Raw genomic sequence first — 23912 nt, 5'->3', positions numbered from 1 at the left:
CCAACGTGAGCGGCCAACGCGCTCGCTAGCCTTGCCGAGACTGATTTCCCGGAGAAGGCACAACACAAGCGGGGTGGCGATTGTAGTCGAATGATGCGAAGGCATGGGTATTCGTCTCTAAGCTCCTGTTGTGTTGCATAATACCGAAGTCATTTATATCTTGGTTTGGTATTTTGCAACAGTATGCTCACGGAAGGCGAGATTCGCGCCCTCACTGCTCTCCACGGTGAGCAAACCGTCTCTAAACTCGCGACGAATATCAATCGAAGTCTCAGCTACACCTCAGAACTCGTCGAACGGCTCGAAACGGCTGGCCTCGTCGAGACACGCCGCCGGGGGAAGACAAAGCAGATTCGACTGTCGGACACCAAGGCACTCGAGTTACTCACGGACCTCACCCAGCAGTATTCACACATCGACTGGCCGGAGTTATTGTCAGGAGCAGCCCTTCGAGTGTGCTACTATCTCGATACCCCACGGACCGCGACCGAACTCGCACGCCACGCCGACGTCCACAGAAGCACCGTCCACCGTGCGCTTGCCCCACTTCAGCATCGCGGACTCATCTACCAAACTGACGACGGTGCGTATGCACTAAATGACGGCTTCGAACAGCTGAGTGTATTCGCTCGCGAGCTTGCCCATCACACTCACCGGCAGACTGTCGAAGAACAGGCTGATACCTACACCATCCTGTGGGAATCCCTCGACGAGTTCCTCGTACAGACAACGACTGAGATCAGCGAGGAGCACTTCGTTCCAACAGGGCCAGACCAGTTCCAGCGATATGGCCTCCCGCTGTTGGCACGTGACCGTCGATACTACCTCTACTCGGAGACAACGAATGAGCTCTCCCCGGAGAGGTTGTGCTGCCACATGCTCGTGATTGATTCGGGCGCACGAACGCAGTCATACTGTCTACTCTTGCTCAGTCACGTCAACATCGACCGCGACGAACTAAGAGCCCAAGCCACCAAGTACGGCGTCGACGACACCGTCGTCGAGCTTTGTACCTATCTCGACACCAGCGGTGCCCAGCGGACGCCTCGACTCCCCGAGTGGGAGGACTTCCAGGAACTGGCTGACGAGTACGAGGTGTCACTATGAGAGCGCGTTTCGATAGCGCGTACATCCGTTCAGAACTCGAGCGCATCGGCCAGCAGCTCGACAACCCACTCACCGTCTTCTTGATTGGCGGTGGGTCGATGGCGTTTCGCGGACTCAAAGAAACGACCAAAGACATCGACCTCATCGTCTCCTCCGGCAACGACCTAAGTCAGCTACAAGCAGTGCTCCTCGACCTGGGATACGATATCGTCCAGGAACCGGACGAAGAGTACGAAGAACTCGGCGCCCAGCGAATCCTCGAGAACGAGGATGGGTGTCGCATCGACATCTTCAACCGACAAGTGATCGGCAAACTGATGCTGTCTCCAGGCATTCGTGAACGGAGCGAACGGTACCTTGACCCGGGTAATCTCGTGGTCGAACTCGTGAGTACAGAAGACATCTTCCTGTTCAAAGCGGTCGCCGGTCGAGTCGACGACATCGAAGATATGTTCTCGTTGATGCAGACCGGTCTCACGTTCGACATCGTCGAAGCAGAACTCGAGACACAGGTCGAACTCCTAGACCAAGAGCTGTTCGTGACGTACGTGAACGAAGCGTTAACCGATCTCACCGAACAACACAACGTAACGACACCATTGCACGACCCAGTTGCAGAGATCACCGAGCGCGTCTACAAGGAACTCGAAGTGCTGCACGCACTCGATGAACCGAAATCGGTAACTGACCTGTACCAGGAACTCGACTGGCCTGCAGCGGACGTACAGGAGATTGTGAGGCGTCTGGAAGAGAAAGACGCTGTCGCGGTAACCGATGGACGCATAGAACATCGCTCAACGAATATTTGACCGCAAGAGGGTAGAAAGACAAGCCAGCCTACGTAGCATTCGTCATGTGTCCAGTCTAATTCTGAGCGGTTCTACTCATTCGTAGGTGACTCCATCCGATAGGTTGCCTCAGTATCAACGTCGTCGTACATCCGGTCGAGCATTTCAAGAGCCGGCTCGAAGGTCGCGTCGTATTCGGTTGCAAACGTCACCGCTTCTTGAAGTGGGACGACGGGGTATCCGTCGACCATCTCGGTATCGATCTGTGTTCGTGGCTCTAGAACGACCTGGATGGCGCCATCGAGGTCCTCAGCGGGCAGGCGTTCTTCTGCAGTCGGAATACCGAAGCGGTCGAAGAACGCCGCCCAGGCGTCAAGGTCGGACTCGTGGACGGCAATGAATAGCGGATAATCATCTGGGTTGCGAGCAACCTGGTAGCCACCGTGCGTCCAGACGTAGACCGCATCGATGGCAGTATACGCGTACTCCATATTCGCGAACTGCGGGAGGACGTACGCCTCAGGAATCGTAGGTCGCGAGACGGATGCTGCCGCCGCAAGGAACTCAAGACCGGCGTCTTGAACAGTCCGGTCGATGAGCTGGAGACCACCGTCGTACGCAACGTATCCAGCGTCCTCGAGACGGTTCACGACACGTCGGATCGTCTCCCGGTTCTCGTCGATCTTCCGCGCAACACCCGAGATCGAATCACCCGCGTCGAGCGCAAGGAGGACCTTGAGTTCCTTCTTGCCACATCCCTCGTACATCCTATAGTTGCATATATCTGTGCAACACTCAAAGTAGTTACTATTCGTGTGAGTTCGATGGCAGGAGATAGTGGGTTCAACGACGTGATGGATGGATTCCAAGAACTCACCTTCTCTTCGCGAGCGGTTTCGAGCATCGCGCTTCTCGCTAGTACAACCAGACCCGCATCGACTACACTCCCGCCACGCCAGCGCTCCCGTCACCATCGTGGTCGCCACCGCCCGGTTGCCATGCCCGGAGCGCGAACCCACCACGGATACTCTCCAACGACTCCCGATTTCGAACCACGAGCACGGCGTCTTCGTCGCGATGACACACCGTCACCAAATCCTCCCGAACCGTCGCCCGACTCACCGTCTCACTCACCCAACCATGTCGCGGCACGTACCGATGGCGCTCGAACACCTCCCCACTCGACCCCGGCACCGCCACGTACTCGATCCGCTCCACACCACCCACCGTGCCGCGCCGATAGGCCACTCCCACCGGCTCGTACTCGAGATCCACCAAGAGGTGCTCCACTAGCGAAAGCACTCTCTCACCTGACACACCGAACGGGAGCTCGTGCACCGTACGAACACCGTCTCTCGACACCCCCGAACTCAACACTACTTCACCAACTCCACCACCCGAAAGGCCACCCACCATGTCAGTCACAGAACTGAGATATTCACTACTTGATGCACCACAACCCGTACCACGAAGATCACTACTCATCTCTCCACCCCCGCCCGGAGACCAACAAACCAACCCACCCTATACACCATCACCCACCTGATACAACACCCCGGGTATCCACCACCCACCACACACCCACCAACCCCCAACGCACACCGCCACGCACACACCCCCACGACAGCCCGATACCCCCACTCCTTTGGAGAAAACACACCTGATATTGTGGCCGGGGTAACGAATTAAGCACCGGAAAGTCGTCCTCGGTACCTCTAGCGACGAGAGATTGTCTGAGAGGTTTCTAGAAGCGCCAATATTGTCCGAGGACACCGAAATAAGGCACCTCAGGCAATTTAGCCCGGTTGTGGAGGAACGATACCGATTCAGGGTCCGTTGCAGGGGTTCGATATATCCGAGTAAACAGCGGAAAATAGAGTAGAGTGAGCGAGGAGTCATCTAATTGAGCGAGACGTGACTTCCCAGAGTCATCAAGACAAGTTCAGCTGGCCAGTTCCAAGAACGGATTATTGGTATTCTTGATTCTATATAAGAAAAGTCTGTAGTGGGCGAGACGAGGAGGTCGGTATGCCAGTTCGAGTCAGTAATCCGGATGACGATGAGGGGCGTCAACCGCTTCGTACATACTTTCAGCGAACGGAACACTCCCCCAGATAGAGTATGGGCACTCGTCCTGGCCGATGCAGTAGCGTTGCATGTCGTCGTTGTCACAGTTCATCGGCAGCGGTGTCTCCCCACTGATTGTATTCCCGAACTCATACCTAATCTGGTACTCTGTTTCGGCCGGGTCGTGCCACGGCCAGCGGTCGAACACACACTGCAGATCACGGACCACCTCGTCCACCGAGGCGGACTCGTATTCAGGCAACCAGAGTACCATCCGGACGAAATTGAACAGGTCCTTCCGGACCGGCCCACGCTCCCTGAGCCGCTCGTCCATTTTCCCCATACACGGCAACTCGAACAGGTCCTCGATCGCTTCGACCAGCACCTCGTTCCCGCCGGTTCTCGACTCGAGACTGAATAGTCGCCGACCCTTCCTCTCCATAACTTCTAGTCGATTACTGTCGGCGTCGACGAGGCGCGCTTCGAGCGTGCTCGCACTCGAGATGCGCTGGCATAGCGACGCCTCCCAGCCAGCCGACGGCTCGTACCGCTGCAAGGCCTCGAAGAATACATCGGCCGGGTAGACGCCGTCCCTATCGAGGTCCGATGCAGACAACGCCGAAGAGACGAGTTGAACCAGTTGATCATCGCCATCCCAGCCCTTCCAGACGCGACCTTCACGGCCAGCCTGCAGCAAGCGATCGATGCGCTCGCCAACTCCATCAGCACGATTCCGAATCCACTCACGCTGATCCTCGTCGAGACTCGCGTTCTGTGCGTCGACGAGCGCCCCGAACCCGCGTTTCAGGCGCTCCCAGTGCTTGCGCCGACAATCCTCCACTGGCACGTACACGTTGTTATCCCAGACTCGTGTGGCGAACTCGCCGTCGACGGTCCCCTTCCGAGTATCGTACGCACCGCCGATTCCATCATCAGTGACGCGAACGATGCACTCGGGCGACGCTGCTGGCATCGGGATCTCCACGAACGTCCCATCGTCGTCGAGGAACTCGGGGTTATGGACGACACCTGTGCAGACGCGTCCGAGATGTGGTCCCTGCTCGCCGGGGTCCTTCGCGTAGATGACTTCGGCCAGCTCTTGGACGAAGTCGTCGCCGGCGTCGACAGCGAGGTCTTGGATGGTCGCGGCATAGAGCGACCGAAGGTCTGCGACCAGCTGGAGGCGGTCGGTGGGCGTGTCCGCGAGTGCTGGGTGGTCCGTGACGCAGACAGTCGCAAGCGATGTGATCGTCGCGAGCACGGCCGGGTCCTCGACGAACGGTCCGTCACGATTGCGTGGGTCGCCGGGGTCGAACGCTTCGAGCGCGAACCGTTCGACCGCACTCACCAGGGAGTCTGCATCGACGTCCCCATCTTGGGTGTGGAAGGCGGTGTAGCCGTGGTCGAACAGGTACTGGAGGGCGAGCTGGCTGTGCTCGCCCGGGAGGGCGGCGCGCTGGAGGGCGTCGAAGTGGTCGGTGACGGTTGGTGCGTTGGTGGTCATGCGAGGAATTCCGGGGTGGCGTCGGTTCGCGGGTCGAACCCGGGGTTGTCGATTGGTGTGACGATGCGGGAGACGTCGGCGTGGAGGCTCCCAGGGAGGCGGGCGACGCGACGGCGATCAGATGTGACCTGTTCGTCGACCGCGATGCCGTGGCGTTCGGTGAGAACTGTGTTGAGGACCTCACGCGAGGCTTCATCCCAGGCGTGGGGGTGGTCGTCGTCGTAGAGGTAGACGTGGACGCCCTGGCCCGTGTAGAACACCTGTGTCTCCTCGGCGTTGAATCGCGTCTCGAACACGTCGGCTACCTCGAACCCTTGCTCGATGGCAGTCTGGATGTCCGTGAACTCGTAGGGATAGTCGAGTGGTGGGCCGTCGAGGACCCCGGCTGTTGCGAGTATGTCGTCGGTCGTGCAGCCGTCGGGGTCGACGCCAGAGTCGCGGAGCAGACGGGTGGCGCGGTCGCGAGCGATGTCTTTCGCGTCGATGTCGACCATGATGAGCCACGACCGCGACCAGTGGTCGAGCGCGTAGTAGACGGCGTCAGGGACTGGGTCGCGCTGCTCGATGGTGTCGGGGTCGGCGAGGTCGCCCAGCGGGTCATTCCGCACCGGGTTTCGGATGAAATCGAGGACGTCGCCCATGTGGTCGAAGTGCGTGCTGTGGCCGTCGTCCGTGCGAGTGTCCCGACGGATGAAGTCCCGTGGCGGGCGGCCGTCGGTTCGTGTCGGATACGATTCCCGGAACGCCAGCGCGAACTGCAGTGGACCGGTCGCCGTAATGTGCTCTGGCCGTTCAGCGAGGTGCTGAGTGAACTCCTCGCGATAGTACGTCTGGATCTCCTCGCGGGTTGCCTGGCGCCACATCATGTGTCGAGTCGGTTCTGGAGTTGGCGATACGTCTCCAGTTGGGTGAGACCCTGGATTCCGTGTTCTTCGACGGTTTCACGGATGGTTCCGCCGCGAGCGTGCTCTGGGACATCGGGGAAGTCCCCATTCTTGATGAGACTCTGGATGACGTGTTGGCCTGCGTCGGTGTTGCGAACGAGCCAGACGGCGGTCGCGTCCGCATTCCGAAGTTTCTCAAAGTCGGTCACGACGCTCTCGCGATTGTTGCTAACGGTCTCGACTTCGCCCACGCGAACGAGTTCGTCGTCTGCGTCGAATCCGACGACGTCGTACTTGACATCCTCCGACGCACGATGGTAGCGTTCGACCCGGTCGACCTCCTCGCGGTCCTCGAACGCTCTCGCGAGGAGCGCCACCCCGACCTTGTGCGGCGTCTTCTCGCCGAGATCTCCCTCGCCGGGACTGACGGTCTGTGTCCGTTCGAGATGCCGTCGACCCTCGGGGAGCACAGTGTAGTAGCGTTTCCGAAGCACGCGGTGCGTATCGAGGTAGCCTTCGGCCTCCAAGAGGTCGACGTCGGGGTCGCCAGCGCCGTCACGGAGCTGGGTCATGCTCTCGAGGAGATCGTAGTCCTCGAGGTCGCCGTTCATCGCTCGCAGGACGAGCAGAAGGAAGTGTTCGTCGTCGCGCGTGAGCCCGAGTTCGTCGAGTTCGTCCTCGGTTTTCGGGCTGTATGCCGCCGGCAGCGGCGATGCTGGTGGCTCGCCCTCCTCGACATCCGATTCATCGTCGTCTGAAGCCTCTACATTCCCGTTCTCGTCGACGGTGGTCTCGCCGTCGTCGCCGTCCTGTGGGGCTGCATACCGCGTCGTGTCCGCTTTTCTGGGCGTGCGCTCGGTCGCTGCGGTCGACTCGTCCTCACTGTCGGTGTCGGTTCCGATGGTGTTCCACGGCCCATCCAGTGGATCCGACGCCGCTTCCTCACTCGACTCGTCGATCTCCTCGCCGGGACGTGTGTCTCTGGTTTCCCCCTCTCGCAGTTTGTCGCGTGCTGCTAACACCTCCTGCCAGTCCTCAGGTTCATCATCCTCGTCGGCATCGCCATCCTCGGAGTCGGTACCGTCGGTTTCGAACTCGGCATCGGGACGTGAGGACTCACTCGCCGTCGCGTCCGTTGCCGCGGTCGCACTCGCTGTGGTATCGCTCGTGGTGTGTGCGGTGACTGTCTTGCGTGGCTCAGTCTCCAATCGAGAGAGCGACACACTCAGTGAGTCGTCCACGTTCCTCGTCATCTCGTCGAGGGCGTTCGCGAACCCGGGGTCGGACACATCGATGGGTACGTCGCTTTCGGAGTGCCCAGCGGGGATATCCAGTGCTGACAGCGAGAACGGCCGCAGGTGCTCGGACCCATAACGTGGACTCGGCAGTTCAGCAATCCACTCCCCGCGTGGCATCGCATTCAACCGGTCCCGGACCTCAGCCGGGTCGACGCGCGAGGAGGCGAGCATCGATTCGACGTCCGCTTCGTTCGCGAGTTTTCCATAGAGGCGGGTCTGGACGTTGTTCATCATCTCCTGGTACGCGCGCTCGCTGACCTCGCGAACCTGCGATGGATACTGCATCACCAAGCCCAGGCTCAGCCCGAACGACCGCGCCTTCGGGATCAACTGCTCTGTGACGAGGTCGCTCGCGACAACGTCCGCAGCTTCCTCCATGATAAGGTTCGTCTGCTTCTCGTAGCCACCGTAGGCTTGTTCTTCGAGTTGGATGCGATACCAGAGCTCGCTCACGAGCACGAGCGTCATCCCACGCTGAGGCTTCGGCCGCAACTGCCCCATGTCGAAGAGGACGACGGCATCGTCGTCGAGGAGTCGTCGGAAGTCGAACCCGGTCCCATCGGTGGCGTACGTCCCGGTCTCCCAGTCGAACGCGGGGACGTGATTGAACAACGCCTCCAGCGGGGGGTCGTCCGCAAGTTGTTCGAGGCGGTTTCGGGCGGCGTCCATCGTCGTCAAGAACTGACGGTCAGGCTTCTCGAAGTGCGCCGCCAGCGACTGCTCCAGGTCCACGAACGCCCCGCTCAACTCGGGGAGGGCTTGACTGCGCTGCATGTCGTCGACTGCGGTCAGGAGGTCGTCGAGCGTGTAGGCGTCCTGGCCGTACTCGGGGTCGAACAGCGCGGTCACGAGTTTCCCGAGGATCTGTGTTGCGACGTACGCCTGGTCGTAGTCCTCGCCCATGACGACACGCAGCACCTCGTGGAAGCGCTCCACGACGTCCTTAATCGCAGTCGCCCGGTCGAGCCCAGCCGCGAGTGCGGGACGGATATCGAAGAACCCGATAGCGGGAACGTCCTCGGGAATGGTGAACGCGTAGACGTCCTCAAGCGTGTCGTACGCGGCATAGTGCGCTTGGAGGTATTCCTGACTCATGCCGTCGCCTTTCGGGTCCATCAACACGACCGGACCAGACGTGTCGCTGTGCAACGTCAGCATGTCGTTCAGAATCCCGACGGACTTCCCGGCACCGCTGGCTGCGAAGCGCGCGTAATGCCGGGAGAGGACGACCTCGGGAATCTGGATGCGCTCGCATGGCCGGCCTGCTTCGTCAAGCGCGTCCCCGACCGCCATTCCGGTGCCGGTGAACGGGTCGACGTGCTCCGGGAGCGGCCGTGGAAGCGGGACCGATTCCTGTTTGCGCGTTCGTGCGTCCCGGGAGACTTCGACGGGGAGATTCTGGCCGGAGGGAACAGTTGCAAGCCGGGCGAGTTCGCTCGGGTTCACGACGATACCCGCACGCCGGCGGCTACTCGAAAGGACGCGCTTGGCGAGGCCATCGTCGCCAGCGGTCACGAGGTCTCGACCAAGCAGTCGGCGGGTGAGCGTGGTCGCTGTTGGTGAGGATTCCTCGTGGATGCGGTTCGTTTTCAGTTCGATGTATTCGCCGGCGAACGCGTCCAGACTCGTCTCCAGTGCGTCGAGCACACGCTCGCGTTCCTGGATTTCCGCGGGCGCATCGTCGACGTCGTCGTCGTGTTCCCATGCTGGTCGGGTTGGAACGGTGGTGGCTCGGATGTTCAGGGTGAACGTTCGTTTCGGGTGCTTCGCCGACAGGTGCGCGAGGCGACGACGGACGCCATCTGGATATTCGGTGTCGGACCGGTTCTCGTCGCCGGAGGGGATGATGGTCCCCATGACGCGCTGGGTGATGGTGTCGCGTTGGTCGCGGATCCGACGCTTGCGTGACTCGGCCTCGGCCGTCCAGTCGTCCTTTGGCTCGAACACGAGCTGGACCGCCGTGGGGACGCTGGCGCCGCCGACGGTCGTGATGAGCGACTGCAGCGCCGGTGTTCCCGATTGCGCCCAGTCGATGTGGACGTCGTCGGTCTCGCGCCCGATGGTGGTGGTCTCGAAGCACGTCATCCAGTCGTGCTTGCGTTGCGCGCTCGACTCCCACCGAACACCGCGAGCGTCTACGGTATCGATGGCGGGCCGGGCGTAGATGGCGCCCGAGGGCGCGAGTGTCGGCCACGTCAACGAGAGCAGTGATTCGTCGTCGCGGCCCTCGAACTGGCTCGGTGGCGACACCGCGACGTGCGTGCCATCGACGACGAACTCGACATCGCGAGTGGGATGCTCCGCATCGTCCGGGACCGGCGAAGGTGAGCCGACGGCGATCTCCTCAACGTCGACGAGGAGGTCGTCGGCTCGGAGGCGGTCGACGAATTCCTCGCTACTGAGTCGAATCGGCGTCAGCACGCGCTTCCAGGGCGCTCGCATCACGCGCTCGATCTTGAATGTCTCTGGATAGATATCGCGGAGATTCCGCTTCATCGTCTCCACGTGCGCGTTCGTATCCACCCCGTAGTAGAGTTCGACCGGTGCGTCCTCCCCACGCGACATGACGAGGACCTCGAACACGGCAGGTGGGTCTCGAGAGTCGATGAAGCCACGACTGCCCTCACCCGTGAGCGAGTGCAGACTCCGGAACGCCGCCGGTGGCGGCGACGCCGCGTCGTCGAGCGTGTCGTTCGACGGCGTCACCCGAATGTACGGGCGGTCTTCGAGCATCAATCGTCACCCTCCACGACCGGCGCATCCGACGACTGTCCCGACCGCGAGCCCTCGTCACGTCCCGCGGATTTGAGGACATCCCGGATATCGCGTTCGTCGACACCACCGAACAGGCGGTTGAGCTTCTCCGTCACCGGCGTCGCGATGGCCGCGACTGGGTCGCGGCCGGCGTCGATGGCTTCGAGGACGCTCAGGATCTCCGTGTCCGACAGCAACGACAGGTACTCTTGCTGGCGGTCACTCAGTGCGTGGAACTGCCGGTGTGTCGACGACCCCGGTGGGGCCGGCACTCGCTGTGGGTCGTCCACCGCATCGTAGGGCTTCATCCGGAGCGTATGCCGGAGGCGTTCAACGAGCGGCGACCGCGTCTCATCACCCATTCCAGGGAGGTCATCGACGGAATCTTCGCGCTCGTCGAAGTCGACCACCGCGTGCTCGGCGGGCGTCGAGAACAACTGGATCGGATACCACGTGCCGTCGATCTCCGCGAGCGCCTCCGAGTACCCGTTCGTGCCCGTGTTCGCGTTCTTCACGAACCCGACCTGTTGCCTGTTCAGGCCGAAGGCATCCCCCCACTGCCCGATCTCCTGGGTGCGGTGGAGGAGTTTCACGAACGAGTTGTTGATGATCGCCTCCGCTTCCTCGTGGTCGAAGAAGTCGTTCACCTCCTGCGTGATGAACCGAATACTCGTGTCGTAGTGGCGACTGTGGCGGACGCGCTGGCCGAGGAATTCGAGGTTCGCGGCGTCACGCATCAGGAACCGCGCTTCGTCGATGATGAACACCACGTTGTCCGTGGTTTCCTTCGCGCGCTCGTACACCAGCGAGAACACGAGTTGCATCATCAGCCCGCCACCACTCTGGCGTTTCTCCTGCTGGGAGAGGTCGAGGTAGACGACATCCTCGTTGCGGAGGTCGAACTCGCTGGGTTCGGCGAGGTTCTGGTACTGGCCGTCGATGAACGGCCGGAACAGGTTGATGAGGTCGGTCGCATTCGCCGCAATCTCCTCGGCTTCACTCTCGATGCGGACGATGAACTCCTCGGGTTCGGTCGCCATCTCCTCCAGAACGTCGAGGACGTCGACGAGCGTCGGGCTCGGGTTGCTGTGGGTGTCGAGGTCCGTCGTGATACCCTTGCGGGCGTAGGCTTCGGTGATGGCGGTGGTGAGTGTCATCCGTTCCGGGCCGAGGTCGATGCCTTCGCGGTGCGCGAAGTTATCGAAGAAACTCATTACGTCCCGGATCTTCTCCGAGAGTGGGTCGATGTCCTCGCCGGCTGCGCGCCGGCTGGCTTCCGTTGGCGCACGAATCTCGAGCGGGTTCAGTCCGCGAGACCCGCCGAGTGTGATGCGTTTGGCGCCCATCGCTTTCGCGATGCCGTTGAAGCCCTGCATCGGGTCGAGGATGATGACCTTCGTGTTCTCCTTGACCGCTCGCGTCCGCAACGCGTTGAGCTTCGTCTGGTAGGATTTCCCGCTGCCGCTGTCGCCGATGACGACCCAGTTGTAGTTCGTCTCGGACTCGAAGGGGTCCTTGATGAGTGGCGTCCCGTTGAACGCGTGCTCGCCCATCTCGACGCCGTCGTCCTCGAGGAGCTCGCTCCGCGTGAGCGACCCAAGAAGCGCGCCGACGCCACCACCGAGCGCGAGCTGGCTCGGGTCCAACTCCGGCTCTCTCCGTAGGTAGTCCTTGCCGATGGGGGCGATGGACTCGAGCGTCCGCAGTTGCTTGCCCGTAACCGTCTTCATCCCCAGGAACGAGTGCTTGTCCTGGAGGGCCTTCCGTAGCGCTTCGGTGTCGTCGTCGAGTGTGTCCTTGTCGTCGGCTCGTGCGCTCACGTAGAGTGAGACGTCGAATGGGCGTTCGCCGTCACGGACGTTGTCGCGCATCGCGGCGGTCCGCTCGACGCGCTCGCGCTGGTCGTGCGCGAAGAATCCGTCGACGAGGTCGTCGTTCGCGTTCGACTCCGCCGACATTCCCTGCGCGCGCCGCTCCAATTGTTTCTGTACTCGACCGCGGTCTCGCGGTGCGAAGTGGAGACTCATGTCGAACTCGAGGTGTGGCGTGGCGCCGATGAGATGCCGGAGTGCGCCCGGTTCGATCTCGTCGGGCCACCCGTGCGCGAACATCGCGCGCCGATACTGCTCGCCAACCTTCGCGTGGTCGTACTCGCGCTCGATTCCCTCGGGCGCGATTTCGCGTCCCTGCAGTGCTTCAGTCGCGGGGATTTCACTGGAAATCGTGGGGTCCGCATCGGTATCGCTAACACTGGAAGCAGTGGGGTCACCGGTCTCGCTAACACTGGAAGTAGTGGGGTTGGGTGGGAGGTCGCGGTCGAGGTCGTCGTCGACGGTTGTGAGTTTCTCTTCGTCGGAGGCCTCGGTTGATTCGACCCACGGCAGGAATGCCCAGCGCGACCCAGTGGGGAGGGGTGTCAGGCCTGATTTGCTCTCCGAAGCGGATGCCTCTGGGTCGTCAGTTGCGTCGTCGGTGGCGGCCTCGTCGATGTCTTGCCAGTCGTCTTCGTCCACCTCGAACATATCACCGGTTTTACTCGTTTCAGGGGGTGTGTCCGCCTCGCTTTCCTCGCCGCCGCCTTCCGAGTTCGGTGTGCCCAGCGAGAGGTCGCCGTCGACGCTCGGACGCTGGCCAGACGCCACCTCCTCAGAATACGAGTCGACATGAGCGGTGGCTTGCCCAGGACTGGCGGTGATGGCGGGACTCCTCCGGGCGAGTTTCTCGGGGTGGTCGTGGCGCTCGCTTCCCTGCCAGTACGTCTCGGCGAGCGCCAGCCACTCCCCAGTCGTGAGCTGGCGGGCGTCCGCGCCCTCGATCTCGTTGACGTACTCCGTCCGTATCGTCGTGAGTCGACTGTCGAGTCGACTCAACATGAGCGCGTGCTCGCGAGCGTCACTCAGCCCCTCCCGCATCGAGGACGCAATCTGGAACGGAATCCCCAGCAGTGGGATGTCACCGAGTTTCGCGAACCCGCTCGACTCCGTGCTCCCGGAGTCCATGATGACGTCCGTGCGGTCGACACTCACGATGAGGTACGCGTGAACTGGCGACGTGCCGGCATCCTCGAGCTCTCGCGGGCGGGATTCGATGGTGTCCTGGACGACCGCGTTCAGGATGGCGTGGTCGCGGACCTCGTCGTCCTCGAGTCGCTCGGCGAGCGTGCTCGTGTAGTCCTCGATGTCGAACTGCTGGGTGGTGAGGTACACCTGCAGGTCGAAATCAAGCGCGTTGTTCGCGAACTCCGCAGCCTGGGCGGCGACGTGTTCCCACTCTCGAGACCCTGCGAAGTCCTGATTCGGCGGGTCGAGTTCGAGTGCGGCGACGAGCTGGCCGTCGTCGCGCTCGACGACGCCACGGCCGGGATAGACGTGCTCGATGTGCGTGAGTTTGCGCGTGCTCTGGTCGGTCTGGAACCGCTCGAAGAACGACCCCGGGTCCCCGAGGTCGACGTCACGAACGACACGGTTCTCGTGCGTACTCGCGGTCGTGTAGTGTGCTCTGAGGACGTTGAGCCAGTCTCGTGTGGTCAGGAACGATGGCGTCGCGTAGACGACGGCGCCAACCCCCGCGAAGGCGGCGGCACCCAACAGGATGCCGAGCACGCGCTGGTCGAGCGCGAGTCCACTGAACAGGACGAGGCCAGGGATGCCGATGAGGAGCCAGAGGTCACTCGTCGGAATTCCCAGGAATGGGATGATGTCTGGTTCGTCGGTACCATCGAGCGTCGCGGTCGCGTACGTGTCTGTCATCAGGAATCGTCACCGTAGTACTGGTCGCGGAGGGTGGCTTGCCGGCGCCGTCGCCGTTCGTGCTGTTTGACTGCTCGATTCGTCTGGGCTGGCTGCTTCCTGCGGCGGCGTCGCGCTCTCGCGGCTGCCTCGTCGACGATTGCAGGCGTCTCGCTGCCGTCCGATTGTTCGATACCGCCGCCACTGGCATCGCTCGACCCGCGGGGTGTTCCCTGGTTGGTGGGTGCCTGGGTTCGATAGTAGGGGCTGGCGGCCCCGGTCGCGATGACTTGCGAGCGCGCGAACTCGCGGTCAGCGTGCGTCGCGAACGACACCTCCGGGTCGACCATCCGGCCGTCACTCACGTAATCGACATCCGAGCGAGCGGGTCCTCCGGCAACGTAGTCTGCTCGCGCGCTGTCGCCGACGAGCGGATCGCCGGCTGCGTCTGCTTCCGCAGACGTGACCTCTGGATACGCACTCGCAGGATGCGTGTGCTGGTATCCTGGAAGTGCAGGCTGCTCGCCATCCACGGTCGTGGATCGAGCGCGACCCGCCCCTGGGTTCCAGTTCGAAGCGTCGATGTCGGACGCTGGGTTCGGCTTCGGTCCACCTCGTGTATCCGGACGAGCGCCAGACGGCCGGCGTTTCGGGAGCCCACCCCGGCCGTGTCCATCTCCACGACCAGAGTCGTCACTCGATGGGCGAGGCCCAGAATCACCATGCCCACCACCGTCATCGTCCCCACCATCATCGTCGCCATCCTCATCAGTAGAGTCTGAACCGAACATCTTGGAGAGGCCTTTCTTGCCTGCAGCCTTCCAGCCCGAAGCGGCCATGCTCGCTGGAGTACTGATGATGGAGAGCGCAGCGGATACGCCACGAATCGTCGCATAGTCCGCAGCCTGCGAGAACACATAGATGGGAACCAACGCCGCAAACGTCGGCACCACCAACACGAACATCATATCAGCAATCCCAGCAAACACCACGTCCCCGCCTCTGTCCGCCATGGCCTGAAACGAGAGCATGATTCTGGTCCCGATTCCGATCGGGATTGGTACCGCACCGAGGACGATGAACGCGCTGTAGGCCCGTCGAGAAAACTTCCCGAGGATGGGGAATTCGCCAAGGTCGAATCCCATCACGAGTGGGAGTGTTGGGACAAGCACCCAGATTGCGAACAGCCGAATCATATGAACGACAACCGCTAACAGATACGCGACCACAGCGATGCCGCCGATAGCACTCGACGTTACAATCTCTCCGCTGACTACGTTCGACATGGTCTGGACACTGATTGTTTGAAGTTGAGCAGGCGCAGGAAGGACGCTCAACGCGAAGAGATTCATGAGCTTCAGGTATGCGACGGCTAGATACCACCCACCGGGAATGAGGAAGAGTCCGACGAGGAGTCCAACTTTCCGCTCGTTGGCCTTGCTCTGACCGACTCCCCACGCCTTCCCGAAGTTACTCACCATCACCGAGAGGAACAACACAAGGTAGCCAACTGGAAGGAACTTGCTCCAGTACAGCGTCTTCAGATGACTCCAGATCGGTTGTTTTGGTGTTCCGAACAGGATGCCACCATTCCGCATTTCTGGCGAGGGCGTCCGGAGTAGGACCCGGAACAGTCCTTCATTGCCGAAGAAGTTCTCAACAACTGCGTCGAGCCCCCAGCGCACGAACGACTTGTACATCTCCGGGAGTTGGTCGGTGAAGATATCGAACACGGAGTCCCAGCTAATCCCAACCTGGAGAATCACGTGTTGCAAGACCGCGGTGAGTGTCTCACTCATAGCCTAGTTCCCGGTCTCCTGGATGACCTCGAACACAGGGGCAAGATTCCCATCACCGACTTCGATGAACGTGAGTTCGACGTCCTGCGAGAACCAGTCCTCTGAAGCATTTTCCAAAACCGAGATAGGTACCGTGTATTCGTCGCCTGGTGTCTGACTCCGATATCCAGTTTCGCTCCAGACGGGAGCGAACGTCAGACTCTGACCAGGGGCAAGCACCGGGTCAGTAGTCCATTCACTACGGCCTCTTGAGTGGCACTCGATGTAACTCGGTGTCTCCCAGCGATTGCGATGATACCCACTGATGTCCTCTGGAAGCTCTGCCTTGAGTTTCCCCAGAGCGGCTGGACCAGAACCACGGTTCTCGATCGTGAATAGATGCTGATGTGGCTTCTCAGCGCATGTCGTACCCTCGTTCTCCCCTCTCGTCGAGGTCAACTTCTCTTGGCCACTCTCTTTGAGCAGTTCTATCTTCGTGATCTGGAGATCAGGTGCTATCTCAAGCGTGTGCTCTGCGACGACATCTGAGCCAGCCTTCGCCTCAATGACAAACTCTCCTGGGTCGTACAATTCGACCGATTCCATCAGCGGGAACGTGTGTGTACCTTGCACCTGTTGGCGGTCGATGACGCCACTCGTGGGTCGTCGGAGCGCTATGGAGTCCAGTTCTTCGGGATTCGCGACGTCGACGGTGACCTCGTACGTGCCAACAGTTACCCGGTCGAGAGTGCCTGGAATCTGAGTGTCTTCGTCGCTATCACTGCTGTTGTTTGTGTTATCACTCGTGTTCCCAGTGAGACACCCGGCGGTGGCAATGAGTGCAGTAGTTGTGCTGGCGAGGGTGGTGAAAGTGCGTCGTCGCGTCGTCTGTGGGTGTGTGTTGTCGGTCGTTTCGGGTGAGCGTGAGGTCATGTTGTTAGTGAATCGTGTTGGGGTTGCTGCTGGCGATATGCCGGAGCGTTACAAACACCAGGAGGAACGGAAAGAACAGCAGGATGAGCTCGCTCACGAGTTGCAGGAGGAATCCGGCTCCAGGGTCAGGGACGCGAACGCTCCGCGTGCTCGAGAGGTAGCCGACGTCGCGACGATGCTGTTTCCAGCCCGCTGGCTTGTAGCGGGCGTCGACGTACGCGGCATCCCGGACCGTGACGGTTGCCGTGCCGTCGGCTCTGGTCTGGATGCGCTCACCGTTCACGACGACGTATCCGAGTGTCGGCTGTGTTGACAGCGGCGTCTCAGTCTGGCCGTTCGCGGTCTCGCGGATGCTGGCGAGCGAGACCGTCGTGCGTAGATGCGTGTCGTTGATGCGGTCGACGGTCGCGCTCAGGTTCGTCGCGCGGACGTCGACTGCACGCTGGACGTAGATGCCGGTGGTGTTCGTGTCGTTCAGGAGGCCGATGACTTCTGCTTGCGAGAAATTGAGCGCTTGTGGTGATTCGTAGACGACGGCGTACGGGAGTCGGTACTGGGGTTCTGGGGCGGAGATGAGGATGTTGTCGTCGATGCTCGGCGTCGTGACCGCAGGACTCGACCGAAGGATCTCCTGGACGCGGATTCTGCCCTGTGTGCTGAGGCGCGTCCCTGTCGCGTCCTCGGTCGTCGTTGCGACTGGGATGGCGTAGTTCTGGAGTGGATGCGCTGGCGACCGCCCTCTCGTTCGCGTCGTTCGAGACTCATTGATGAGATAGCGCCACCCTGGTCGTTCAGCGGAGAACACGCGCCACGTCCACCCGGCCTGACTGTTCGACGCCGGGAAGCGGACGCCTGAGAAGAGGCCATCCCAGCCGAGCCGGTAGCCGTACGTGTTGCGTGCTTCGAGGATGAACTCCGTACTGTCGTCTGGATAGCGGGCGACCTCGGCGGTCGGGGTTGGCTGGCTGTAGTACTCGACGTCGAGGTGGTCGATGGCCGACGTGTACTGGCTCGTTTCCGAGAACTCTTCGAGGACGTATGTCCCATTACACGTGTTCGAGGTGCCGTTCCAGTCAGTGCAGACCGTCTCGGTCCGTTGGAGTCGGAACTCGAACGTTGCGACGTACGACAGCGAGTCGTTCATCGCGGTCGTGTACGTGAACGACAGCGACGCATTCCGGCGGGCGGCTGGATCCTGGGGGCCGCCAGTGTTCAGACCGGCGCCCGTCGCGAGCGGCGTCTCGTTCCGACAGAGCGTCGCTGATTCGTTCTCGTGCAGCTTACCGGCGTCGCTGCGATAGTCGCCGTCAAGGAGGCACGCGCCGACGACGCGGTGGCGTTCGATATCGTAGGTGACGTGCGTACGCCCACTCGTATCGTTCAATCCCAAAGGGAGCTGTGTGCGGTAGGACTGGGTCCCGTGGATGGTGGTATTGTCGCGGATGAGGAGGGTGGTGCCGCCGCGGGCTTCGTCTCGGAGTGCCACACTGGGTGTGACGGCGAAGACGCTCGCGGTTGCGTCCTTGAGATAGCCCGCGTCGTACGTCGATTCGCCTTCTGGGTGGAGACTCACCTGCCCGCGAGGCTCTGGGAACGGGACGTCACCGACGTCACGGCGGTTCCACGTTCCTACTTCCGGGAATGCCTGCATGCTCGTGTAGTCGAACTCGAGCGTGCGATTGGTCGCCCACGTTGGTTCGTGCCCACAGTCCTCGATGTACTCGGTTCCAGTGTAACCCTGGCCGTCGAGCTGGTCGACGTCCCGACTGAACAACGCCGCCGACACGTTGATCGCGAGGCCATTCTCGCCGTAATGCTGGCACATCGGATGCTCTGTCTCGTTCGAGCTCTCGTCAGGACGACCCCCGGGAACGGCACTCGATAGCTTGGGTTCGGCAGCTGCGTCGGCGTTGGCGTCGACGACTGGAGAGTCCTGTGGGGGCTCAGGTGTGGAAGGGACCGCAGTCGTTGGAGCGATAGCGGTGGCGAGGACACTGGTGAGGAGGACGGCGATGAGCAGGACTCGAGCGGTGAGTCTGCCTGCGGTTGTGAGTCGGACGATTAGTGACGTCGATGACATTCCAGGCGTCGAGTGTTGTGGGAGGGTTTCGGGAGTGGCGTGACCAGGCAGCGTAGGGTTCGAGGGGGTGGTTGGTTAGAACGGGAAGAGGTTGATGCACTGCGCCCAGGGCATCCCGGTGGCTTCGATGATGAGGATGGAGATCGGACCGATAGCGAAGAGTTTTCCGCCGGCGCTGATGGAGAACCGGCGGGCGCGTTTGAGGTTCTGGCGTTGTTCTTCGCCGAGACTGGGGAGGCTCTCCATGGCGCTGGTTGCCATGACGGTGAGGAACGCGCCCGCGCCGCCACCGTAGATACACAGTTGGATGATGGCGTTCGCGATCTGTGGGAGGAAGCCGGTGTCACAGATGTTGACGTTGACGACGCAGCCGTTGGCCTTCGCACCGGCCTGATTCGGGCACTTGTCGTTCCCATTGCTGACACCGTCGCCGTCACTATCGGGCATCGCGGCGACGCCCGGGACGGCGAGTGCGAGGACGGCAGTGAGTGCGATACACGCGATGAGTGCTGTGGTGTAGATTCGATTCGAGGTACTGGGTGTGGAGCGTGTCGGGGTCATTCGTTGGGTTCGTCTGAGAGGAGGCGGTCGAGTTCGTACTGGTTGTTCGTGTCCAGGAGCGCTTGCTTGGTGACGCCGGCGTCGAGGGCGTCGGTGAGTCGGTCCTGGAGGTGTGTGGGTGTGATGCCGTCGTCGCGCATGCGTCGGCGGACGGCGTTGCGGAAGAGCCCGGAGCGGTTGATGTCGTCTGCCCAGGTGAGGTAGACGTAGTCTGCAAGGTCGATCGTGACCGTCGTGGATTGCTTGTCTGGCACCCCACCCATGTTTATTTCACATCCATTCTATGAAATATTGGTATCGGAGATTGCCATTAAACCCTTTTGGTTGTATTGTTCGTGTGTGAAAATATGTGTAGGCGCTCCCCTCACCGGGTTTCAAAGAATCGCGCTAGTTAGATTCACTCGTGAAAAGAAATAGCAAGCCAAGGTCCAGACTCGTCCGCACGTTCGACGGTGTAACTCGTCCCTGACTATGAAGGTCTGCTCGGTCTCGCCACTGATCGCACACTCCGTGTTCGAAGTGTAACCGTGATACCCGCCCTCAGCGACGAACGTCGGTCCCACCGGGGACGGAGCGTGCACGTCACAGCGCCACTTCTCTCGAGAGCGCAGTAGCGGCGAAGCGATGGACGACGGGGGGGAGAATCGATGTCGTCTCACCGGTCTGCTGCCGTGGCGGTCCTGGTGATGTGTGTAATGGTCTGGACGACGAGCAATCGATCGTTGCCGTCGAGGGCTTCGGTTCGGAGCAGGTCACGGAGCGCTGGGGCGTACCGCTCGAACGCGCCGGGCTTCCGTTCGCTCGCGAGTTCCAGGAACTCGAGCGCGTCACTCGTCGGTGACTCCAGCCACGAGGGGCGGCTTCCACCAGACCGATCGTGGTCGCTCACGGCCAGCTGGTCGGCCAGGTCGGCCGGTGCGAGTGCGTTCCCGTCGACGAGCGCCGTCAGCAGGCTCGCCGTCGGCTGGTGGACGTCATCGCGGAAGATGTCGACGAGCGCCGCCCGGGCGGCGGCCGGAACTGTCCACAGCAGCCTCGCATCGATTAGGTCACGGATACCGCGGAACGCGTGCGAGCTGACGTCCAGCGTATCGGGCCGTCGTTCGTCGACTCGAACCGCTGCCGCCACGAGTCCGACTGCGACTCTGGCCGGCGACAACCACTCCCGTTCTGCGAGTGCGACGAGTGCGTCGACCGCGTGCTCTCTGCCACCGAGTACGTTGTTCAAAGCGTACAGCAGCGTCGATTCGAGTAGCGAGATCGGGCATTCGACGCATGCGGCGTCGACGACGACGGCGAGCAGTTCCACGGCGGCGTAGTTCCGCGGCCCCCCTCCCTCGTGCACGTCGTCGACGAGCGGGTACACTGGTACCGCGTCGGCCCGTCCGGAATCCGCCCGAAGGAGCGTCACCAGGAGCTCGTACGACTCGTGCCGCGAATGGGCAGGGAGCTCCGGGATCACCGCGGCGAGTGGGTCGACGACTCGGGCTCCGTCGACGCCGTCGAGTGAAGGGCCGACGCATTCGATTGCAATGCGTGCGGCGTGCTTGCGTGCCGCCGGCGCCGCCACCGGAACGACGGCTGCTGCGGCGCGAGCGAGCGCCACCCTCCCCTCGGCCCGATCGACGTCGGCTGCCAGCCGCTCGATGGCGGCGAGGCCGTCCGCGGGCGACAGGTCGGGATCTTTGCCGACGAGGTGCCCGTACTCGCGGCGGACCGCCGGGAGGAACTCACGCTCCGCACCTGCGTCCGCGAGGGTGAACAAGAGCGACTGGAGCGCCGCCTCCGTGGTCTCCAGTTCTGCGCTCCGCCGGGCACGTCGGATCGTCTCCAGTGGGACGTCCAGTGGCTCGGTGAGGATGCCTTCCTCGACGAGCACGGTGAGCGCTCTTGCGGCGCGAGCCGACTCCGACCCTCGGAGTGCTTGGACGTCGTCGACGAGTTCGTCGACCGGAATGGCGTCGGTAACGGGGAGTTGCGGGAAGTCGGCAGCGAGTTCGTCGAGGACGTCCGCCGCCCCGTGGCCGGGGTCGGCCGCCGTCTCCGCGATCAGTCGGTCGCGGAGCCGTTCGACGTCCGCTCTCGATGCGATTCCGGCGTCGACCAGGTGGCCAAGCGCGGCCGTCGAAACGAACCGGTGCTGGGCGTTCTGTGTTATCGCGGCGACGGCGTCTGTTCTCAGCTCGGGGCTCGGGTCAGCGTAGCCGCCCTCTACGAGGCGTGCGAGCGCTGTCGCGTACGTCTCGTGTCCCTGGTTGCGGTTCGACAGCGCCGCCACGAGTCCGGCACAGTCGAGGGTTGCCGACGGCGGGACTGCGTCCGCCTCGACCACCAACCGGATGCACTCCACGGCCATTCGACGGGCGGTTGCACGCGACTCCCGCTTCTTGATGATGAAATCGTCGGCGTCCGTCCACTTCTCGTCGGCGGCGACGACGTCGACTATCCGCTGGCACATCGGTTCCGTGACCGCAGTGACGACGCCTGTCTCGAGCACGTCGGCGAAAGCCACGGCCGCCTGCACCGGGAACTCGTTCGACTCTAGGCCCGTGACGACCGAGTCGACGAACGCTTCGACTCCCGAAGCCGCCACGGCGGGGGTCGCGTCGCCAGGGAACGACGTCCGGTCGGCGACCGCGTCCGCGACGGCGAGCCCGCTGGCGCGGACGAGACAGTCCTCTGCCTGGCAGGCACTCTCGACAACGCTCACCAGCGTGTCTGGCTCCTGAATATTGGACTCGTGGTACTCGACGATGCAGCGAACCGCCCTGAGTGCCGCGACCCGATCACTCGCTTCGTCCGTCGCACGGTACGCCCGCAGGAGATCCGGGACGAGCACGGACGCGCCTTCGTGGTTGCCGACCTGACACGGGTCGACGACGCTCAGCATGCCAAGCAGCGACAGGCCGCATCGGGCGGCCACTGGCGAGACAGGGGCCGAGACTGCACTGCTGGCAACGTCCACGAGCGCGTTCAGCCGGCGGTCACTGCGGGCCGACCCACGGACGGTAGCAGCAGTCGGTGGCGCCACCACGCGACCGACCCCGACCACTGAACCGGTCAGGTCGTCGGGGATCTCCGCGAGCGTCGACAGCGTCACCCCGTCCCGACTGCGGAACATTTCCGCCAGCGACGCAACCACCATCTCCTCGAGCTGTTTCGCATGGTGTCCGAGGTCGAACAGTGCCGTCGCCCGCGAGTCAGGTCCCTTTCCGTGCACGTTCTCGAACGTACCCACGAGCGCGTCGACGAGCGAGCGGACGCGCTCGCCAGCGAGTGGCGTCGGCTCCTGGACGGTGAATCCGGTGGTCCGTGCCAGCTCCCGGAGTTCGGCAACAGCGTCCCGCTGTTCGATGAGCGTGAACGGGACGCCATCGGTGTCCTTGTCGAGGCGTGCTTCGAGCTCGGCGACGGCGGTTTGGACGTCCAGCTGTCGATCGGTTCCGTTCGTCATAGCGAGGCGCGCGTCCCGGTCCGTCTGTGGGCGGGTGTCCGCCTGCATACAGCGGTTTCGTTCCAGATATTCCCGGGAGCCACCTAACGATATCGGCTCCAGGAACGGCGCACCACCGGCTCTGGACCTCGGACGCGGCTCGAACGACGAACGAGCGCACGCGGCTCCGCGACGACCGCGTGGTCGCGAGCGCCCGCACCGCGTTCTGGCGACGCCAGCAGGGTGCCACGGCCACCGGCGCCTCATCGTGGAACGGGGTCGCGGGGTCAGTCGGTAACTCCTCTCTCCCTCATCACCGGCGAGACTCGGAGATACTTTCTGCCGAATGTTCTCATCACCATTCACGTCCGCGTTCGCCACCGTATCACACGAATCGCAGACGTACAACCCACGCTCAACACGGTTTGCGTCACGCTTCCGACCACAGTACGAACGCGACTTCGACGTATCCCACGCAGATACTTCTTCAACCGAGATCCCTTCCATCTCGGCCTTGTACGTGGGGAAGTCAGTGAAGCGGTCGAACGCTCACGAGTGCAGATCGGGGTTGCCGTGCCTGACCCAGTTCTTCGACTCACCGTTCGCCTCGTCCTCACGGATGCCGGAGAGGTCGCCCACGGCAATCGTTCCAACACCCTCGTCAACACACCGCTGAACGACGTGTTTGGAGAGTGTGTGGCAGTCGCATTCCTCTCGAAAAGAAGCCTCGATACGCTACTGCTGTACTGCGGTTCTTCTCTTCGCTAAAGACGGATGGTCGCCAGGGGCCAATCTCTGACTCCTGATACCCTAGCTCGTCACGGAGGAGTGTCTCGGCGCTGGGTTGGAGGGTGAACCGGTAGCGAGGTTCGGGAACGACGCGCGAATCTTCCACTCGTCGTGCGCATCAACGACCAACCGAGGCGGCTTCGACATTAATCACTATTCCAATATGTTCCCGCATCAAAGTTCCCATTCAACCAGCACTACCTGACGA

Annotated in this window: 14 protein-coding genes and 1 pseudogene; 2 read left to right on the top strand and 13 right to left on the bottom strand. The window is 62.1% G+C overall.

The window, feature by feature from the left end; genetic code table 11:
• The first annotated feature begins 183 nt into the window (after positions 1 to 183).
• Both VYJ16_RS18610 and VYJ16_RS18605 read left to right on the top strand, forming a co-directional pair.
• A complete protein-coding gene (locus VYJ16_RS18610; RefSeq protein ID WP_336351824.1) occupies positions 184 to 1107 on the top strand; it encodes a helix-turn-helix domain-containing protein in 924 nt (307 codons plus the stop codon).
• Positions 1104 to 1916, top strand: a complete 813-nt coding sequence (locus VYJ16_RS18605; protein ID WP_336351823.1) for a DUF6036 family nucleotidyltransferase — start codon at positions 1104 to 1106, stop codon at positions 1914 to 1916. Before VYJ16_RS18610 ends, VYJ16_RS18605 begins: the two co-directional genes overlap by 4 nt.
• A gap of 71 nt (positions 1917 to 1987) precedes the next feature.
• Here the strand turns inward: VYJ16_RS18605 and VYJ16_RS18600 are convergent, their stop codons facing one another.
• The 13 genes and pseudogenes from VYJ16_RS18600 to VYJ16_RS18540 form a co-directional block, all read right to left on the bottom strand.
• Positions 1988 to 2662, bottom strand: coding sequence for a helix-turn-helix domain-containing protein (locus tag VYJ16_RS18600; protein WP_336351822.1), 675 nt, complete (start codon positions 2660 to 2662; stop codon positions 1988 to 1990).
• A gap of 172 nt (positions 2663 to 2834) precedes the next feature.
• Positions 2835 to 3233, bottom strand: coding sequence for a DUF8030 family protein (locus VYJ16_RS18595; protein ID WP_336351821.1), 399 nt, complete (start codon positions 3231 to 3233; stop codon positions 2835 to 2837).
• 703 nt (positions 3234 to 3936) lie between these two features.
• Positions 3937 to 5466, bottom strand: a complete 1530-nt coding sequence (locus VYJ16_RS18590; protein ID WP_336351820.1) for a primase-associated protein — start codon at positions 5464 to 5466, stop codon at positions 3937 to 3939.
• Positions 5463 to 6332: a DNA primase gene (locus VYJ16_RS18585; protein ID WP_336351819.1), complete on the bottom strand. Its 870-nt coding sequence runs from the start codon at positions 6330 to 6332 to the stop codon at positions 5463 to 5465. Before VYJ16_RS18585 ends, VYJ16_RS18590 begins: the two co-directional genes overlap by 4 nt.
• Complete coding sequence (locus VYJ16_RS18580) at positions 6329 to 10381, bottom strand: hypothetical protein (RefSeq protein ID WP_336351818.1); 4053 nt, start codon at positions 10379 to 10381, stop codon at positions 6329 to 6331. Before VYJ16_RS18580 ends, VYJ16_RS18585 begins: the two co-directional genes overlap by 4 nt.
• Complete coding sequence (locus VYJ16_RS18575) at positions 10381 to 14151, bottom strand: VirB4 family type IV secretion system protein (protein WP_336351817.1); 3771 nt, start codon at positions 14149 to 14151, stop codon at positions 10381 to 10383. The genes VYJ16_RS18580 and VYJ16_RS18575 overlap by 1 nt, the downstream gene beginning before the upstream one ends.
• Entirely contained in the window at positions 14151 to 15929 is a 1779-nt protein-coding gene (locus tag VYJ16_RS18570) for a TrbL/VirB6 family protein (protein WP_336351816.1), read from the bottom strand. Before VYJ16_RS18570 ends, VYJ16_RS18575 begins: the two co-directional genes overlap by 1 nt.
• Positions 15930 to 15932: 3 nt before the next feature.
• Positions 15933 to 16841 (bottom strand): hypothetical protein, encoded by a 909-nt coding sequence (locus VYJ16_RS18565; RefSeq protein ID WP_336351815.1) that lies wholly within the window; start codon positions 16839 to 16841, stop codon positions 15933 to 15935.
• A 4-nt stretch (positions 16842 to 16845) separates the two neighbouring features.
• Positions 16846 to 18666, bottom strand: a complete 1821-nt coding sequence (locus VYJ16_RS18560; protein WP_336351814.1) for a DUF8186 domain-containing protein — start codon at positions 18664 to 18666, stop codon at positions 16846 to 16848.
• 330 nt (positions 18667 to 18996) lie between these two features.
• Entirely contained in the window at positions 18997 to 19482 is a 486-nt protein-coding gene (locus VYJ16_RS18555) for a DUF7985 family protein (RefSeq protein ID WP_336351813.1), read from the bottom strand.
• Entirely contained in the window at positions 19479 to 19745 is a 267-nt protein-coding gene (locus VYJ16_RS18550; RefSeq protein ID WP_336351812.1) for a hypothetical protein, read from the bottom strand. The genes VYJ16_RS18555 and VYJ16_RS18550 overlap by 4 nt, the downstream gene beginning before the upstream one ends.
• A 392-nt stretch (positions 19746 to 20137) precedes the next feature.
• The gene (locus VYJ16_RS18545) at positions 20138 to 22984 is read right to left on the bottom strand and encodes a hypothetical protein (RefSeq protein WP_336351961.1); all 2847 of its coding nucleotides are present in this window, start codon (positions 22982 to 22984) and stop codon (positions 20138 to 20140) included.
• A 228-nt stretch (positions 22985 to 23212) separates the two neighbouring features.
• Positions 23213 to 23614 (bottom strand): annotated as a pseudogene (locus VYJ16_RS18540) (zinc ribbon domain-containing protein); the annotation flags it as partial.
• Positions 23615 to 23912: the final 298 nt, after the last annotated feature.

The organism is Halorubellus litoreus (genome assembly GCF_037081675.1).
GTDB classification, from domain to species: Archaea; Halobacteriota; Halobacteria; order Halobacteriales; family Natrialbaceae; genus Halorubellus; species Halorubellus litoreus.
The sequence above is the reverse complement of the archived record's forward strand: the minus strand, read 5'-3'. Positions and strand labels throughout refer to the sequence as shown.

Bases quoted from the DNA above. Each gene is read 5' to 3' on its own strand.
- VYJ16_RS18610 (WP_336351824.1), top strand. From the start codon at position 184: ATGCTCACGGAAGGCGAGATTCGCGCCCTCACTGCTCTCCACGGTGAG.
- VYJ16_RS18605 (WP_336351823.1), top strand. From the start codon at position 1,104: ATGAGAGCGCGTTTCGATAGCGCGTACATCCGTTCAGAACTCGAGCGC.
- VYJ16_RS18600 (WP_336351822.1), bottom strand. From the start codon at position 2,662: ATGTACGAGGGATGTGGCAAGAAGGAACTCAAGGTCCTCCTTGCGCTC.
- VYJ16_RS18590 (WP_336351820.1), bottom strand. From the start codon at position 5,466: ATGACCACCAACGCACCAACCGTCACCGACCACTTCGACGCCCTCCAG.
- VYJ16_RS18585 (WP_336351819.1), bottom strand. From the start codon at position 6,332: ATGATGTGGCGCCAGGCAACCCGCGAGGAGATCCAGACGTACTATCGC.
- VYJ16_RS18580 (WP_336351818.1), bottom strand. From the start codon at position 10,381: ATGCTCGAAGACCGCCCGTACATTCGGGTGACGCCGTCGAACGACACG.
- VYJ16_RS18575 (WP_336351817.1), bottom strand. From the start codon at position 14,151: ATGACAGACACGTACGCGACCGCGACGCTCGATGGTACCGACGAACCA.
- VYJ16_RS18570 (WP_336351816.1), bottom strand. From the start codon at position 15,929: ATGAGTGAGACACTCACCGCGGTCTTGCAACACGTGATTCTCCAGGTT.
- VYJ16_RS18565 (WP_336351815.1), bottom strand. From the start codon at position 16,841: ATGACCTCACGCTCACCCGAAACGACCGACAACACACACCCACAGACG.
- VYJ16_RS18560 (WP_336351814.1), bottom strand. From the start codon at position 18,666: ATGTGCCAGCATTACGGCGAGAATGGCCTCGCGATCAACGTGTCGGCG.
- VYJ16_RS18555 (WP_336351813.1), bottom strand. From the start codon at position 19,482: ATGACCCCGACACGCTCCACACCCAGTACCTCGAATCGAATCTACACC.
- VYJ16_RS18550 (WP_336351812.1), bottom strand. From the start codon at position 19,745: ATGGGTGGGGTGCCAGACAAGCAATCCACGACGGTCACGATCGACCTT.
- VYJ16_RS18545 (WP_336351961.1), bottom strand. From the start codon at position 22,984: ATGCAGGCGGACACCCGCCCACAGACGGACCGGGACGCGCGCCTCGCT.